Genomic DNA, 16346 nt, shown 5'->3' on the forward strand with positions numbered 1-16346 from the left:
GAGATGTTCTACAATCCGAAGCGCAAGCATGCGAGAAACGGGATGCTGTCGCCCGTAGAGTTCGAACGGCAGCGGAAACCGAGACCCGAAGGCGTCTAGGAAACGCGGGGCTATTCAGTGCTACGCTCGCATCGACCGGTCCCGAAAACAGCTACGGGAGAGATAAGTGATGAATATCTTGGAGATCATCGGGGCAATCACGCAAATTCGGGAAGCCGTTTCTTCGATGAAGCGATCAAGGGCGGGGAGCGGTCATTCGCTGCGTCCTAGACGAATGACCGTGATGTGCACGAAGTGGACCTCCCGAAATAGATGTGGATCAGGCATCCACACTAAAAAGTCCCTTATGTATCTGGTCGAATAATTTTTTGAAATGAGGAAAATCCTTGCTGAGCAATCCAGAGCTTTTCGTGGCCTCAAGTAGCTTGGCTTTTAAATCGTTCCGCGCATCATTCTTTTCTTTAGAAACGACAGACCCCATAGCCTGAACAAGATCCGCGTTATCAGCATAAACCTTTGATTTTATGGATTTAGGGAGCAGCCCTTCTATACATCTACCACCCGGGGAATCTTCTCCGATCGCGCAGAAGTCTCTTCCTTCGACAAGCTCCAAAGCTTCAAGTTTTTTCTGAACCTCACCCTTAGCATCCAAATCAAATGTGATAAACGCTCTTTCCATTCTGCCTATCATAAACTTGAGAATTTGCGTGTTTTTTAGGGCATCTTTTCCATTATAGGGAAGAATCTCGACATCTTCTCCAATTTTGTAGATGTCTGCATGTTTATCTTTGAAGTATGCAAAGTACTCGACATCTATGTCTCCCTCCACCAATACTACTTGGCCGGTTCCGGCACTGAATATCTGAGACCACTCTTGGAATTCTTCCGGAACAACACCCAATATCTTCGAGAACGGAAGCATCCACTTTTCACCATCAGTAGACACGCGTACAGTCTCCTTTAGCGCCCCTCGGAAAGTCTTCCTGTCGAGCAATGTGTTTGCCAATGGCTCCTTCATATTCAGAAGGTAAGGGCTGTGCGTAGTGGCGATAATCTGAATGTCATGCTCATCGGCCAACCCTGCCAACACTTGCCCAAAATCGCTTTGAGCTGACGGGTGCAAAAAGCTCTCAGGCTCCTCTACGAGGAGAACAGGCGTTAGCCTTTCTTGATCATCCGTGTGGCTTTTCTTTCTGATTGCTTCCAGGAGCGTCATGAGAAGCCGAGTCCTATTTTGTGTTCCAGCGCCCCAGTCCTTCAACGGAACATCAACACTTTTATCAAGCAACTTCACTTCTAGGCTATAAGATGAAGGCTTCCCTCTATCGACCGTCGCAAGTTCTACCTGATATTTATCTTTTAATCTCCCAAGCAACTTATCTATTTCACTTTTGTGCTGCTTCGTTGCAGCTTTTATTCTCCTCTGTAACGTTGTTTGAGCGCTAGAGATTTTGCTTCTATCTTCAGCTGAAAAGTGAGCCTCGACAACTTCGAGCACCCTTTGTCCGCCAAAGTAGAAAGACCTTCCAGGCATCACAGAGTTATGAAAGATAATGGAGTTGGTGCTTCGTATTTTCTTTAGTATTTCGCTACCAATACGATCCGCAACTGTTTTGTCGTTTATCTGACAAACAAGGTTTGTGGTAGCTTCATCTATAAATTGATGGGTAAATTTTAATGTGTATGCGCTGCCAGCCGCCTTATCTCCGATGTATGATTTAATTACGAAAAATACTTCGGAGTCTTCGTGCTCAAGCACCTCAATTGAGATGGAGACTTCGATTCCATCATCGTTATTCGAGACCCATTTTGTCTTGTCGCTCGCGAAGTCGATTTCACCTTCATCGAACATGAAGAACGGGTCGTCACTTCCTTTCACCAAAAAATGCTGAATGATTCTTAGTATTGAAGACTTCCCACAGTTATTGCGTCCGGAAATCGCGCAATAGTTGTGATTAAAGTCAATGGAAAAATCCTGAAGTGTGCGGAAGTTTTTCGCGGCAACGTTCGTAATTCGCAAACTTATCGTCCTTGTTCTGCAAGCTAGACGGGTAAACAACGCCCGAGATTGGTTCAAATTGCTGGCCCTTAAGTGCACTGTCAATGCAGGGTCGTATTTATGGTGTGCCAGACACGCTCCGACTATCATACTGCTGGAACTGTGAGGCATCTCCTGCCTGCTTGTAGGGTTGCGCAGCCATGGATGCTCCTCCACAGTGCCCTCCGTTCCGCAGGTCCACCTGTTCCCCTTCGTGTCGGCCCTGATCTCGGTGCTGCGCTGGTCAGGAATGTCGCGAAAGGACAGACACCGGCCATCTGCCGCACCCGGCACGGATGGCGAGCCTGGGCCGGGCGCGTCGATGAACGCCTCGCTTCAAGTGCAAATAGCCGGCGGAGAGCGATGGTCAGCTAGCCTCGAAACGGACCCTTGCCGCGCCGGGTCTGAACGGCGGCCATGGGCCGCCACAATCGGGCTGAACAGCTTTGTGGCCCCTCGAGAATGATTGTAAGAAAATTATCCCTCAATTCTCGGACCAACGACTCGAGCGGGTAAATCTCTACTTGCTGGTCGTCCTCGCTTATGCGCCCGGACCCGTACCACTTTCCCGTCCGCGTAAAGTCTTTCATGCTCGGCTACCCAATGTTCAGTGGGCGCAGCTCGGCTCGCGGCCTGTGCTTTCTCAAAGCGAAGCCTGGCCTTTTGCTCTACCAAGTGTCGCTCACCGGCCGGTCCAATTCGAATGGTCACGTGAGACTTGAGCACTTCGGTCATCCAAGCCTTGCCAAACTTCCGCGCTGACTTTGCCTGTGATGTCGAGAGGCTCGCCACCTCGTTCGACATCAAGTCGTCCTCCCGCGCAGCGAAGGCAGCGAAGAGCATGAACCCGATTACCATCTCGTACGTGAGGTGACCTTTGTGTTCCTCGAAAAATTCTCTCAATGAACTTTCATCGGGCAACAGTCCGGCCCTCATAAGCCCCGCAAGCACGGTCCGCTGAGGTTTCCAACTGGTGTTACTAAAGTCGGGTCGACCATCTTGCGATTTTGATATCTCCAGCACAAAGGGCGCATCAATGAAGATGTTGTCCGCAATTGCAGAGAAAAGACGCACACTCAGTTTTTCAGAAGAACGATTATCAAAGAGGAACCCTCGCTGATGCCGGTTGCTCAGCTCCCTCTCTTCGAGGGTCGTTATTCCTCGAGCGGAACGGTTTTCCCACAGTTGGCGGTCGTCATACTCGATCCAAATGAGCTCTCGCGGAAGTTCGATATCGCGTACATAGTCTTGAATGACGGACTCAGGATGATCCTGCCAGGGCATGCCCTGGATATCCATTCTCAACGAGTCGAGATAATTCGCTGCGTTGTGGTCCAGCAAATAGATCCTCGCCGAGGAGAGGTCGCTAAGAACTCCTTTCCAGTGCTGGCGAATTTCGTTTGATGAGACCCGCTGCCCATCGGCGTCATGCATACCCACCGGCACTTCATTTTCGAGGTGGTGTCCAAACTTTAGTGCGATCGTCTTGTAAAGGATCATTGATTTTACTCAAGAACTAGGTGGTGACATCCCGGATAGCTCGGATAACCCTCAAGGAATGTCAACTTTGATGCCGCCGCAATGTGGCAGAGCCGCTTGTTGCAAAGGATGGTTCGGGCCGAGGCTCTATGGAAACGCTGTTTCGTGGCAAGCTTCTGCGAGGCAGCGGGCGCAGGACAAAACCAATCGTCGTGTTTGTGCCAGCGGCGCTGTTTCCCACATTCACGTCTTGTTCATTGTATGTCTGTGGGATGAAATTCGTGCATGGCGTTGATCTGCATCGGTTTCGTCAGAATTCAAAATCCGCCGCCGCAAGGCATGCCGGTTCGAGTCCGGCCTCGGGTACCATTATCATATGCAGCATCAGGAGGCGTGCTTGACCTAGCGATAGCCTTGGGCTTGCAGTTCGAAAAGCTCTCGATACTGTCCGTTCTGCTCTACAAGCTGATCATGAGTGCCACTGGCTTCGACCCGGCCATTTCCAAGCACGATGATCCGATCGGCCATGCGGACGCTGCTGAAACGGTGTGAAATCAACAATGCGCTGCGTCCGCTGGAAAGCTCTTTGAACCGCTGGAACACTTCGTATTCGGCGCGTGCATCCAGCGCGGCGGTGGGTTCGTCCAGGACCAGCAACTGAGCGTCGCGCATATAGGCCCGCGCAATCGCCAGTTTCTGCCATTCACCGCCTGACAGCTCGACCCCGCGGGCGAAACGCTTGCCGACCATCTGGTCATAGCCCTCGGGCAGTTTGGCGATCACCTGATCGGCCATGGCGCGTTCGGCGGCGGCGGTGATGCGCGACCGGTCCGCGCGTGCCTCGATCCGGCCGGTGGCGATATTGTCGGCGGCGGTCATGGCGTAGCGGACGAAATCCTGAAACACGATGCCGATGGTGGCGCGCAGCTGATCCAGATCGTAATCGCGCAGGTCGCGCCCATCCAGCAGGATGCGCCCTTCGGTCGGGTCGTAAAGGCGGCCCAGCAGTTTCACGATCGTTGTCTTGCCCGCGCCGTTTTCGCCCACCAGCGCAACGCTTTCGCCGGCGCCAAGGTGAAAGGACAGGCCGCGCACCGCCCAACGGTCGGAACCTGGATAGCGGAATCCGACATCGTGAAAGCTGAGCCCCTTCCGGATCGGGGTCGGGACGGGCAGGGGCCGCGCGGGCGAGGCGATGGCCGGTTCCTCGTCGAAAAAGCGGTACAGGTCGTCCAGATACATCGCCTGTCCTGCCATGCTGGAAAAGGACGACAGCAGGCCCTCGATCAGTCCGCGCATCCGCAGAAAACTGCCGGAGAGGAAGGTCAGATCGCCGATCGACAATTGCCCGGTCAGGGTCGATCCGATGATCCACAGATAGGCGCCATAATAGCAGATCGTGCCGATCCCGGTCAGCAGCGCCAGCGTGATCAGCTGGCGGCGATTGATGGCGCGGTTCTCGGCGTAGAAACGCTCGGCCAGGTCCAGATAGCGGTCGCGCAGGAACCGGTTCAGGCCAAAGATCTTGACCTCTTTCGCGGTCTCAGTCGTGGCGCCGATCATGCGCAGATAGTCGCGTTGCCGCCGTTCGGGCGCGCGCCGCCAGTTCATGTCGTAAAGTGCCGCGTTGAAATGCATCTGCCCGATCAGCGTCGGGATCAGCGCGACCGCCAGCAGCAGGACCAGCCATGGGTTATAGGCGATCAGACCGGCGGCAAAGCTGGCGACGGTGACGCCGTCCTGCAATTGCTGCATGATCTGCCCGACCAAGGGGATCCGCCCCATCGTCTGACGGCGGGCGCGGTCCAGCCGGTCCTGAAAGCCCGCATCCTCGAAACTGGCAAGGTCCAGATCGGCGGCGTGGTCCATCAGCCGCATCGACAGCGAAATCACCAGCCGTTCCTGCAACAGGGTGTCGGCATAGCTGACCAGCCGCCCGAAAATGTCCGAGGCCAGCGCCAGCCCCAGCTCCGCCAGCATCAGCAGGATCAGATGGTCGGCCAGCCCCGATTGCCACCACGCGATCAGCGTTTGCAGCGTGTCGGGCAGGGCCAGCAGGCGAACGACCTCGTCGATGATCAGCTTGCCCAGCCACAGCATCGAAATCGGCAGCAGGGCGCGGATCAGCCGCAGCAGGATCATGGCGACGGTCAGGGCGGGGCTGGCCTGCCAGACCATGCGCAGAAAGGGCGGGATGTTCTTCAGCGCCGCCCACCGCGCCCGATAGCTGGTTCCGCCGACGGGCGCGGCCATGTCAGGCGGCCTCGGTCTTGCGGGCGCGCGCGATCTCTTCCTCGGTCAGGGGGCCGGGGAAATGGCACGCGGTCCGGTGATCCTGACCCATCAGCGCGGGCACCTGTTCGGCGCAGGCGGCCTGCGCGCGGGGGCACCTTGTGCGAAAGACGCAACCCGATGGCGGGTTCATCGGCGACGGCAGATCGCCCGACAGCGGCACGACCGAGCCCGCAACGTCATGGTCCGGATCGGGCACCGGCACCGCCGACAACAGCGCCTGCGTGTAGGGGTGCTGGGGATCGGCGAACAGATCGTCCGAACTGCCGATTTCCATGACCTTGCCCAGATACAGGACCATCACCCGGTCGCTGATATGTTTGACCACCGACAGGTCGTGGGCGATGAAGACAAGGGCCAGCCCCAGTTCCTTCTGCAACCGGATCAGCAGATTGATCACCTGCGCCTGGATCGACACATCCAGCGCGCTGACGGGTTCGTCGCAGATGATCAGCTTCGGCTCGACGATCAGGGCGCGGGCGATGCCGATGCGCTGACATTGCCCGCCGCTGAATTCATGGGGATAGCGGTTGATCTGGTTGGGCAGCAGCCCGACCTTTTCCATCATCGCCTTGACGCGGGTCTTGACCTCGGCCGAGGACAGGCCGGGGCGATGGGTCTTCAGCGGCTCGGCGATGATCTGGCCCACGGTCATGCGCGGGTTCAGGCTGGCCAGAGGGTCCTGAAACACCATCTGGATATCGCTGCGATAGCGCATCATCTGGCGCGGGGTCATCGCGACCAGATCCTTGCCGTCGATCCATTCGGCCCGGCCCGTCGCCGGAACCAGACCGATCAGCGCCCGTGCCAACGTGGATTTCCCGCAGCCGGATTCGCCCACGACACCCAGCGTCTCGCCGGGATTCAGGCTGAAATCGACGCCGCCCACCGCATGCAGCGGCGTGGGCGCGGTCCAGGGCATCGCGCCTTCGCGACGGATCTGAAAGGTCACGCGCAGATCGCGCACATCAAGCAGGGGCTTAGTCATGTGTGTCCACCTTGCTGGGGGCGGCCGCCATGCCGGCGCCTGCGACGGCGGCTTCGGGCATGAGCTGGTCGTCCTGTTGATCGCCAAGGGCGGCATCCAGATCCGCGACGCGCACGGTTTCGCGGCCCGCCAGCACATCGGCCAGGGGCGCGAAACAGGCACGCGCGCGGTCTGGCGCGAAGCCTTCCAGCGGCGGGCGCTGATCGTCGCAGCCCCCGCGGCGATAGGGGCAGCGCGGCGCAAAGGCGCAGCCTGCGGGCGGATGGGTCATGTTGGGCGGCGATCCGGGGATCGCGGCCAGTTCCTCGCCCTGTTGGTCGATGCGCGGGATCGCGTGCAGCAGACCCTGCGTATAGGGATGCGCGGGTTCGGCAAACAGCGGACCGACCGGCCCGGTTTCGCGAATACGGCCGCCATACATGACCGCCACCCGTTCGCAGGACCCGGCCACGACACCCAGATCATGGGTGATCAGGATCATGGCCATGCCGAATTCGCGTTGCAGATCGGCCAGCAGCGTCATGATCTGGGCCTGCACCGTGACATCCAGCGCGGTCGTCGGCTCATCCGCGATCAGCAGTTGCGGACGGCACAGCAGCGCCATCGCGATCATCACCCGCTGACGCATGCCGCCCGAAAATTCATGCGGATACAGCCGCACGCGCCCCCTTGCATCGGGGATCTTGACCGCGTCCAGCATCTGCACCGCCTCGGCGACGGCCTGCCGTTTGGACATGCCCTTATGCAGGGTCAGCACCTCGGCCATCTGGTCCGAGACCCGCATGTAAGGGTTCAGCGAGGTCATCGGGTCCTGAAAGATCATCGCGATCTTTTCCGCGCGGATCCTGTTCAGGACCCTGGGCGGGGCATTCAGGATTTCCTGCCCGTCAAAGCGCACGCTGCCGCTGGCGCGACCGTTCTTGGCCAGAAGCCCCATCAGCGCGAAGGACAGCTGCGATTTGCCCGACCCGGATTCGCCAACGATGCCAAGCGTTTCGCCCGGATCGACCGACAGGTTCACCTGATTGACGGCCTGCACCTCGCCGTCATTGGTGGCAAAGCGGACGGACAGATTGTCTATTTCCAGCAGGGCCATATCAACGATCCTTCGGGTCAAGTGCGTCGCGCAGGCCATCGCCCACGAAGAAAAAGCCGAACAGCGTGATGACAAAGAAGAACAGCGGGAAGGCCAGCTGCCACAATGTGCCATAGTTCATGGTGCCCGCACCTTCCGAAATCAGCGCACCCCAACTGGTCAGCGGTTCCTGCACCCCAAGTCCAAGAAAGCTGATGAAGCTTTCGGTCAGGATCATCAGCGGCACCAGCAGCGTGGCATAGACCGCCACCACGCCCAGAAGGTTCGGCACGATATGGCGCAGGATGATCTTCCATGACGGAACGCCGGTCGCGCGTGCGGCCTCGATGAATTCGCGGTTCTTCAGGGACAGGGTCTGACCACGCACGATGCGGCTCATGTCCAACCAGGAAATCAGCCCGATGCCCAGAAACAGCATCGCGATCGAGCGTCCGAACATCACCAGAAGCAGGATCAGCACGAACATGTAGGGGATCGACATCAGGATATCGACGGCCCGCATCATGATCTGATCGGTGCGCCCGCCGACATAGCCCGCGGTCGCGCCGTAAAGCGTGCCGACGATCACGGCGATGGCCGCGCCGACGATGCCGACCATCAGGCTGATCTGGGTGCCCTGAACGGTGCGGGCAAACAGATCGCGGCCCAGATCATCGGTGCCGAAATAATGCCCGTTTTCCAGCGAGGGGGCGCCCATGGTGGCGACCTGTCCCATGACGGCAAAGTCCAGATCCTCGTTCGACCATTGCGCGAAATACCCGCCCAGCAGCGCGAACAGCGCCACCGCGATCAGGATGATCAGGCCGGTCATCGCGGCCTTGTTGCGGAAGAACCGCTTGCGCGCATCGGCCCAGGGGCTGCGGCCCTTCACCTCGTCCTGCGCCATGCGGGCGGCAAGGGATTGCATCTTGTCTTGCTGAATGACCATGGCTCAGTACCTGATCTTCGGGTCGATCCACGCGTAAAGCACATCGACGATAAGGTTGAACAGGATGGTCAGCGCACCGACCAGAATGGTCACGCCCATCATCACCGCATAATCCCGGTTCAGGGCCGAATCCACAAAGGCCTTTCCGATCCCCCCGGTCGAGAAATAGATGTCGATCACGACCGATCCGGTGATCATCGACACGAAAACCGGACCCAGATAGCTGATCACCGGCAGCATCGCGGGTTTCAGCGCATGGCGCAGGATGACGCGATGTTCCGGCATCCCCTTGGCGCGGGCGGTGCGGATATGGTTGCTGCCCAGAACCTCCAGCATGGCCGAGCGCGTGATCCGCGCGATCGAGGCCATGTAGCTGGTGCCAAGCGCGATCACCGGCATGATCCAGAAGCTGGGATCGTTGAACGACCAGCCGCCGCCGGGCAAAAGCCCGTACCACAGCGTGAAGATCAGCACGAGGATCGGCGCCATCACGAAATTCGGCAGAACCTGCGCGCCGATCGAGATGCCGACCGCCAGATAGTCAAGAAAGCTGTTGTGCCAGATCGCGGCAACCACGCCCAGACCGACCCCCATTGCCACCGCCGCCACGAAGGCCAGCGAGCCATAGGTCAGCGTCACCGGAAAGCCTGCGGCGATCAGTTCGTTCACGCTGCGGTCGGGATAGACAAAGCTGGGCCCGAAATCGAAATGCGCGACGATGCCCCAGATATAGTTGATGATCTGTTTCCAAAGCGGGTCGTCCAGCCCGTATTTGGCGTTCAGATTGGCCAGAACCTGCGGCGGCAATTCGCGTTCCTGCGTGAACGGCCCGCCCGGTGCCAGATGCATCAGGATGAAGGAAAAGACGATCAGCAACAGTAGCGTGGGTACCGCCACCGCCAAGCGCCGCATGATATATGCGAACATCGCGTGCAGCCTCCCTGCAAAGGAAAGTTAAGCGTCTATGACGCAAAACCGGAAGGGGGCAATCCCCCTCCCGGCATGGTGATTGATCGGGTCGCGATCAGTCGGCCAGGCGATAGAGGTCCTTTGCATACCAGGTGTTCAGCACGTTTTCGGTCGGCAAGCCCTTGATCTCGGGGCTGATCATGTCGACGGTCGAATAGTGATAGACGAAGACGGCGGGCACTTCTTCGGCCAGGATTTCTTCGGCGCGCTTGTAAAGCGGTCCGGTATCTTCGGCGGTTTTTGAATCGGCCATCAGCTGATCATATTCGGCGTTCGACCATTTGCCGCTATTATAGCCGTCGGTGCGGAACCAATCGAGGAAGGTCGAAGCTTCGTTATAGTCCGCGCACCAAGCATAGCGGGCGATGTCGAAATCCTGATTCTGCATCCGGTCGGTATGCACCTTCCATTCGACATTGTTCAGCGTGATGTTGACGCCAAGCGGTTTCCAGAACTGCTGTGCCGCGATGGCCAGCTTCTTGTGGTTCTCATCGGTGTTGTATTGCAGCGTCAACGAGATCGGGTTGTCGGGACCATAGCCGGCCTCGGTCAGCAATTCCTTGGCGCGTGTGGTCTTTTCCTCTTGTGACAGGGTCGCCAGCTCGGTTTCCGGCTGCTCGAAACCTTCGATGGCCCAATGGGTCCAGGTTGTCGAAGGCCGCTGGCCGCCTTGCAGCACGTTGTTGACCAGAATTTCGCGGTTCAGCGCCAGAGAAAGCGCCTCGCGTACGCGCACATCCTTCAATGCCTCGGGGCCTTTGTCCGAGACGTTATAGACATAGGCATAGGAACAGGCATAGGGGATCGAGATCGCCTCGTCCGGCGCTTCTTGCGACAGGCGCGGATACTGGCCGGCGGGAATGTCCACGCGGTCCAGCTCACCTGCCTGATAGCGGGTCAGCGCGACATTGTTGTCATTGACGGTGATGCCCTTGACGGTCTGCATCACGACATTTTCGGCGTCCCAGTATTGGGGGTTCTTTTCCATCGTGATGTCGACGCCCAGGTTGTGCCCGGTCAGGACAAAGGCGCCGTTCCCCACCAGATTGCCGGGCTGGGTCCAGGCGTCGCCATGTTCCTCGATCACCTTCTGCGGTACGGGATAGGTGGTGGCATGCGACAGCGTCTTGATGAAATAGGGGGTCGGCGTCGTCAGCGTGACCTCCAGCGTCTTGTCGTCGATGGCCTTGACGCCAAGGTCTTCCGGGGCAGCCTCTCCTTTGACGATTTCGGTGGCATTCACGACATTCATCAGCTCGATGAACCAGGCGTATTCCGACGCGGTGTCAGGGTTTACCACGCGTTGCCAGGCATAGACGAAATCGGCGGCGGTAACCGGATCGCCATTGGACCATTTCGCATCGCGCAGGTGAAAGGTGTAGGTCAGCTTGTCGTCGCTTTCCTCGAAGCTCGATGCGATGCCGGGGATCATCGCACCGGCAGCGTCTTCGTTCATCAGGCCCTCGAACAGCGAACGCAGAACGTCCGAACCTTCGACATCGGTATTCTTGGCCGGGTCCAGCGACTTGATCGCATCGAGCAGCCAGAAATTGTAGGTCTGATTTTCTGCAAGGGTCTCACCCTCTGCGGGTTGGACGGCATAGGCCGGCAACGTCATGGCGGCCAACAGCGCAGTTGTCGCAAACAGCTTCGTCATCAAAGCCTCCTCCTGATTGTATGGCGGTGTCTTGATTGCACCTGAATGCGCAAAGACTAGCTATGTGATGGCGAGGGTAAAGCAGATTTGCCGCTTCCATCCTTGCGAGTGGTATGGAACAGATATGAACGATGACAGAATCTGGACGGATCATTCTGGTAACCGGAGGCGCGCGATCCGGTAAATCAGCCATCGCCGAACGGTTGGTGGCGCGCTACCCCGCGCCCTGGACCTATATCGCCACGGCCGAGGCGCGTGACGACGAGATGCGCGAAAGAATTGCGCAACATCAACGGCGTCGCGGCGATGGATGGCGTTGTATCGAGGAACCCAAAGACCTGTGCGGGGCCTTGCGTAACACCGATACCGGTGCCGTGAGGATGGTTGATTGCCTGACGCTTTGGTTGGCCAATTGCGGTGGGGCCGCTGATGTTCCACGGCTAGTTGCGACGTTGCGTCAGCAATCCTGTCCTGTTGTTCTGGTTACCAACGAACTGGGGCTGGGAATCGTGCCCGATAATGCAATGGCGCGTGAATTTCGTGATCGGCATGGCTGGATGAATCAGGCGGTCGCAGATATCGCGCAAGAGGTGTGGATGGCGGTCAGCGGCCAACCCCTCAGGTTGAAACCGACACGAGAGAATATTGATGAGATCCTTTGATCACGCCGCCGCAGAAGCAGCGCGCGCACGACAGAACAGCCTGACCAAACCGGAGGGTTCATTGGGAAGGCTAGAGGATATGGTCGTGTTTCTGGCCGGTTGGCAAGGGCGCGCGCGCCCCCGGCTGGATCGTGTTCAGGCGGTGATTTTCGCGGGAAATCATGGGGTTGTAGCGCAGGCCGTGAACCCCTTTCCTCAAAGCGTCACCGCGCAGATGGTGCAGAATTTCCGCACCGGTGGTGCCGCGATCAACCAGATATGCAAGGTGGCCTGGGCCGATCTGGATGTCGTGCCGCTGGAGCTGGATCGACCGACGCGCGATTTCACCCGTGAATGCGCGATGACCGCCCAAGAGGTTCAGGAAGCGATGCATCGCGGTGCCGAGGCGGTCAGCGCGGATAGCGACCTGATCCTGCTTGGTGAAATGGGTATTGGAAACTCGACGGTGGCGGCTGCTTTGGCGGCTTCGGTCTATGGCGGTGGGCCGGATGATTGGGTCGGACCGGGTACCGGGGCACAGGGTGACATGATGTCGCGCAAACGGCAGGCGGTTGCCGATGGTCTGGCCCGGCATCAGCCAGGGAACGGTGCCGATACGCTTGCGGCCTTTGGCGGACGGGAACAGGCCGCAATCTGTGGGGCGATCCTGCGTGCGCGCGAATTGGGTATTCCCGTCATTCTGGATGGCTTCATCTGCTGCGCAGCGGCGGCGGTGCTGACGCGCGACGATCCCGATGCGCTGGCACATTGCCTGTTGGGACATGAAAGCGCCGAGCCGGGGCATCAGCGGCTGGTTGCCGCGCTAGCAATGACTCCGATCCTGTCGCTTGACATGCGGCTGGGCGAGGGCAGCGGCGCGGCGATGGCCTTGATGATCCTGCGTGGCGCATTGTCGTGCCATAACGGCATGGCCACCTTTGCCGAGGCCGGCATTGGCTAGGCTGCACCAGTTTGTTCTTGCCGCGGTGTTCCTGACGCGGCTACCGCTGGCGCGGTTTCTGCCGACAGAAGAGCTGGCGATCCGTGACAGCATCTGGGCCTTTCCGCTGGTGGGGGCGCTGATTGGGTTGTTGGCAGGGCTGCCCCTGTGGATCGACGGGCCTGAATTGTTGCTTGCGGCGATGTCCTTGGCTCTTTCAGTCCTGCTGACCGGATCATTGCACGAGGATGGGCTTGCCGATTTCGCGGATTCGGCCGGTGGGCGGGATCGCGATGCGCGTTTGGCCATCATGCGTGATTCGCGCATTGGCAGTTATGGTGTCATGGCGCTGATCCTGACATCGGGCCTGCGCCTTGGGGCGTTGGCGGCGATCGGCAATCCGCTTGTGCTTGTCGCGGCGGCGGTCTGTGGGCGAGCCGCCATCGTCCTGACCATGGCCGCGTTGTTGCCGGCGCGTTCCGATGGTCTGGGCTGGGGGGCAGGGCGGCCGGGATGGCGGCTGGTGATTTTGGCGACCTTGCTGGCGCTTCTTGGGTTGCTGATTGCGGGTGACGGTCTGGCAGCCGCCGCAACCGCCGCGTTGTTGATGCTGGCCGTGGTGATCCGGCAGGCGCGTGTCTGGCTGGGGGGGCAGACGGGGGATGTGCTGGGCGCGGCATCGGTTCTGGTGGAAACGGCGGTGCTTTGCGCCTTTGCGCTGGTCCTGGCGGGGCAGGCGAACGGCTGATTTTCTTGACCGCTATCCATGCTTCGCGCATAGGTGGATACTCAGATGTTCTGCCGGGGACAGGCAGCCCGCATTGGCGGAGAAAGACCGAGGGAGGTTGACTATGGAAGGGCTACTTGCCCTGTCGCGCGGCATTGACCGCGTAAACACGATCATCGGTCGCAATGCGTCCTGGCTGATCTTGCTGGCGGTTTTTGTCAGCGCCATCAATGCCATCATCCGCAAGATGTTCAGTATTTCCTCCAATGCATGGCTGGAATTGCAATGGTATCTTTATGGTGGCGCATTCATGTTGGCTGCCGCCTATACGCTGCTGGAAAACGAGCATATCCGAATCGACATCATCTATGGCCGCTGGTCGCGGCGCACCCAGCATTGGATCGATCTGCTGGGAACGATGCTGTTTCTGATGCCGTTCTCGCTACTGATGATCTGGCTGGTTTATCCGTCGATGATGACCTCATGGCGCACGCATGAAATTTCGATGAATGCAGGCGGATTGCTGATCTGGCCGGCCAAGGCCATTTTGCTGGTCGGTTTCTGTCTGCTGTTCCTGCAAGGGATTTCAGAGTTCATCAAGAAAATAGCTGTCATGAAGGGCCGGATACCAGACGCCCACGCGCCGGTATCCTCGCATGAGGCCGCGGTCCGCGAGGCCGGTGTCATGTTGCTGGATGACGAAGAAAACGATGGGCGGGGAGATCGCGCGTGATCGATATTATCGCACATAACCTTGCGCCCATCATGTTCCTTTCGATGGTCGTGTTCCTTCTGATCGGCTATCCGATCGCCTTCGCTTTGGCCGCCAACGGTTTGCTGTTCTTTCTGATCGGCGTTTTCCTGACCCCCTATAGCGATCAGGTCAACCTTGGCTGGAATTTGCTTGGCGCATTGCGCGATCGGGTTTTCGGGGTCATGCGAAACGATACCCTTCTGGCGATCCCTTTCTTTACCTTCATGGGGATCGTTCTGGAACGATCCCGCATGGCCGAGGATTTGCTGGACACGATCGGTCAGCTTTTCGGCCCGGTTCGCGGCGGGTTGGCCTTTGCCGTGATCCTGGTTGGCGCCCTGTTGGCGGCGACGACAGGTGTTGTTGCCGCTTCGGTCATTTCGATGGGTCTGATCTCCCTGCCGATCATGATGCGCTACGGCTATGACAAGCGCCTATCCTGCGGGGTGATCGCGGCATCCGGGACCCTGGCGCAGATCCTGCCGCCATCCTTGGTGCTTATCGTTCTTGCGGACCAATTGGGGCGTTCGGTGGGCGATATGTATCGTGCCGCGATGGTTCCTGCGCTGGCCCTGACGGGCATCTATATCGCCTATGCGGCCATTCTGTCGGTGATAAGGCCGAAGTCGATGCCGGCCCTGCCGCCCGAGGCACGGCAACTTGGATCGGGCGGTTGGTCGTTGTTTCTGGCTTTTGCCGGTGCTGTCGGATTGTATTTCGTGGCGGCACGTCTGCTTGTGCCCTATGCGGGGGATGATGCCGGGATCTGGGGGGCGTCGATCGCGGTGATCGGGCTTTTCCTGCTTGCGATCCTTGATCGCGCGCTGGGTGTGGGGCTGCTGTCCGCGATGACGAGGCAGGTCATTCTGGTGATGATCCCGCCATTGGCACTGGTGTTTCTTGTGTTGGGCACGATCTTTCTGGGCATTGCGACGCCGACCGAGGGCGGCGCGATGGGCGCTGTTGGCGCGTTGGCATTGGCGGCCATGAAGAAACGGCTCAGCTATACCGTGATCAATCAGGCGTTGCTGGCTACCGCACGCCTGTCATCTTTCGTGATGTTCATCCTGATCGGCGCGACGGTCTTTTCGCTGACCTATTATTCGATCAATGGACATGTCTGGGTCAAAGATCTTCTGACGGCATTGCCCGGCGGGGAATATGGCTTCCTGTTCGCCGTTTGCTGCATCATCTTTTTCCTGGCTTTCTTTCTGGATTTTTTCGAGCTGGCCTTTGTCATCGTCCCGCTGTTGATTCCGGCAGCGAATGCGCTGGGGATCGATCTGGTCTGGTTCGGGGTCATCCTGGCGGTGACGATGCAGACGTCCTTCCTGACACCGCCGGTCGGTTTCGCGCTGTTCTACCTGCGATCGGTGGCCCCACGAGAGCCGTATAAGGATCCGGTGTCCGGCAGGCAGATGGATGCAATCACCACGGGGCAGATCTATCGCGGGACCATTCCGTTCGTGATCCTGCAGATCCTGATGATTGCCATGGTCATCGCGTTTCCGCGCATGGTGATGCATTACAAGGGGCCGGTCGTGGATACATCCGACATCCAGATCCAGATCCCGACGGGGGGCTTTGGTGGCAATAGCGGTGCCGGCGGTTTTGGCGGGCTTGGTGGCTTGGGCGGATCGCCGTTCGGCGGCGCATCGGGTGGCGACGACACGCCAGCCGGAGGGCTTGGAGGACTGGGCGGCGTGCCCGATTTCGGCCAAACCCCGAACACGGCCGAACAGGATAATGGCGGTGGGGGCGGCATTGGCTTTGGTGCGCCACCCCCCGGCCTTGGTGGCAACTGAGCGGGACCAAACAGAAAAACCGCCGCAGTGTC

Annotated in this window: 13 protein-coding genes; 5 read left to right on the forward strand and 8 right to left on the reverse strand. The window is 58.8% G+C overall.

Annotation, left to right across the window (positions count from 1 at the left end):
- Positions 1 to 319: 319 nt before the first annotated feature.
- The 8 genes from PAF17_RS16940 to PAF17_RS16975 all read right to left on the reverse strand — a co-directional run bounded on the left by PAF17_RS16940 (position 320) and on the right by PAF17_RS16975 (position 11447).
- Positions 320 to 2170 carry an ATP-dependent nuclease gene (locus tag PAF17_RS16940; protein WP_334223671.1) on the reverse strand — a complete coding sequence of 617 codons (1851 nt, stop codon included), beginning with the start codon at positions 2168 to 2170 and terminating at the stop codon, positions 320 to 322.
- A gap of 345 nt (positions 2171 to 2515) precedes the next feature.
- Complete coding sequence (locus tag PAF17_RS16945; protein ID WP_271890282.1) at positions 2516 to 3538, reverse strand: hypothetical protein; 1023 nt, start codon at positions 3536 to 3538, stop codon at positions 2516 to 2518.
- A 381-nt stretch (positions 3539 to 3919) separates the two neighbouring features.
- Complete coding sequence (locus PAF17_RS16950) at positions 3920 to 5770, reverse strand: ABC transporter ATP-binding protein (RefSeq protein WP_271890283.1); 1851 nt, start codon at positions 5768 to 5770, stop codon at positions 3920 to 3922.
- A 1-nt stretch (position 5771) separates the two neighbouring features.
- Positions 5772 to 6797, reverse strand: coding sequence for an oligopeptide/dipeptide ABC transporter ATP-binding protein (locus PAF17_RS16955; RefSeq protein WP_271890284.1), 1026 nt, complete (start codon positions 6795 to 6797; stop codon positions 5772 to 5774).
- Complete coding sequence (locus PAF17_RS16960) at positions 6790 to 7893, reverse strand: oligopeptide/dipeptide ABC transporter ATP-binding protein (RefSeq protein ID WP_271890285.1); 1104 nt, start codon at positions 7891 to 7893, stop codon at positions 6790 to 6792. The genes PAF17_RS16955 and PAF17_RS16960 overlap by 8 nt, the downstream gene beginning before the upstream one ends.
- A gap of 1 nt (position 7894) precedes the next feature.
- The gene (locus tag PAF17_RS16965) at positions 7895 to 8821 is read right to left on the reverse strand and encodes an ABC transporter permease subunit (protein WP_271890286.1); all 927 of its coding nucleotides are present in this window, start codon (positions 8819 to 8821) and stop codon (positions 7895 to 7897) included.
- Positions 8822 to 8824: 3 nt separating this feature from the next.
- Positions 8825 to 9748, reverse strand: a complete 924-nt coding sequence (gene oppB / locus PAF17_RS16970) for an oligopeptide ABC transporter permease OppB (protein ID WP_271890287.1) — start codon at positions 9746 to 9748, stop codon at positions 8825 to 8827.
- 97 nt (positions 9749 to 9845) lie between these two features.
- Positions 9846 to 11447, reverse strand: a complete 1602-nt coding sequence (locus PAF17_RS16975) for a peptide ABC transporter substrate-binding protein (RefSeq protein ID WP_271890288.1) — start codon at positions 11445 to 11447, stop codon at positions 9846 to 9848.
- 131 nt (positions 11448 to 11578) lie between these two features.
- On the opposite strand from PAF17_RS16975, the gene cobU reads away from it, so the two are divergent.
- The 5 genes from cobU (at position 11579) to PAF17_RS17000 (ending at position 16314) form a co-directional block, all read left to right on the forward strand.
- Positions 11579 to 12109 (forward strand): bifunctional adenosylcobinamide kinase/adenosylcobinamide-phosphate guanylyltransferase, encoded by a 531-nt coding sequence (gene cobU / locus PAF17_RS16980; RefSeq protein WP_271890289.1) that lies wholly within the window; start codon positions 11579 to 11581, stop codon positions 12107 to 12109.
- Positions 12096 to 13049, forward strand: a complete 954-nt coding sequence (cobT, locus tag PAF17_RS16985) for a nicotinate-nucleotide--dimethylbenzimidazole phosphoribosyltransferase (RefSeq protein WP_271890290.1) — start codon at positions 12096 to 12098, stop codon at positions 13047 to 13049. Before cobU ends, cobT begins: the two co-directional genes overlap by 14 nt.
- Positions 13042 to 13776, forward strand: coding sequence for an adenosylcobinamide-GDP ribazoletransferase (cobS, locus tag PAF17_RS16990; protein WP_271890291.1), 735 nt, complete (start codon positions 13042 to 13044; stop codon positions 13774 to 13776). The genes cobT and cobS overlap by 8 nt, the downstream gene beginning before the upstream one ends.
- Before the next feature lie 103 nt (positions 13777 to 13879).
- Positions 13880 to 14488, forward strand: coding sequence for a TRAP transporter small permease subunit (locus PAF17_RS16995; protein ID WP_271890292.1), 609 nt, complete (start codon positions 13880 to 13882; stop codon positions 14486 to 14488).
- Complete coding sequence (locus tag PAF17_RS17000; RefSeq protein WP_271890293.1) at positions 14485 to 16314, forward strand: TRAP transporter large permease; 1830 nt, start codon at positions 14485 to 14487, stop codon at positions 16312 to 16314. The genes PAF17_RS16995 and PAF17_RS17000 overlap by 4 nt, the downstream gene beginning before the upstream one ends.
- Positions 16315 to 16346 lie beyond the last annotated feature (32 nt).

It is taken from the genome of Paracoccus onchidii, assembly GCF_028294535.1.
Taxonomy (GTDB): Bacteria; Pseudomonadota; Alphaproteobacteria; order Rhodobacterales; family Rhodobacteraceae; genus Paracoccus; species Paracoccus onchidii.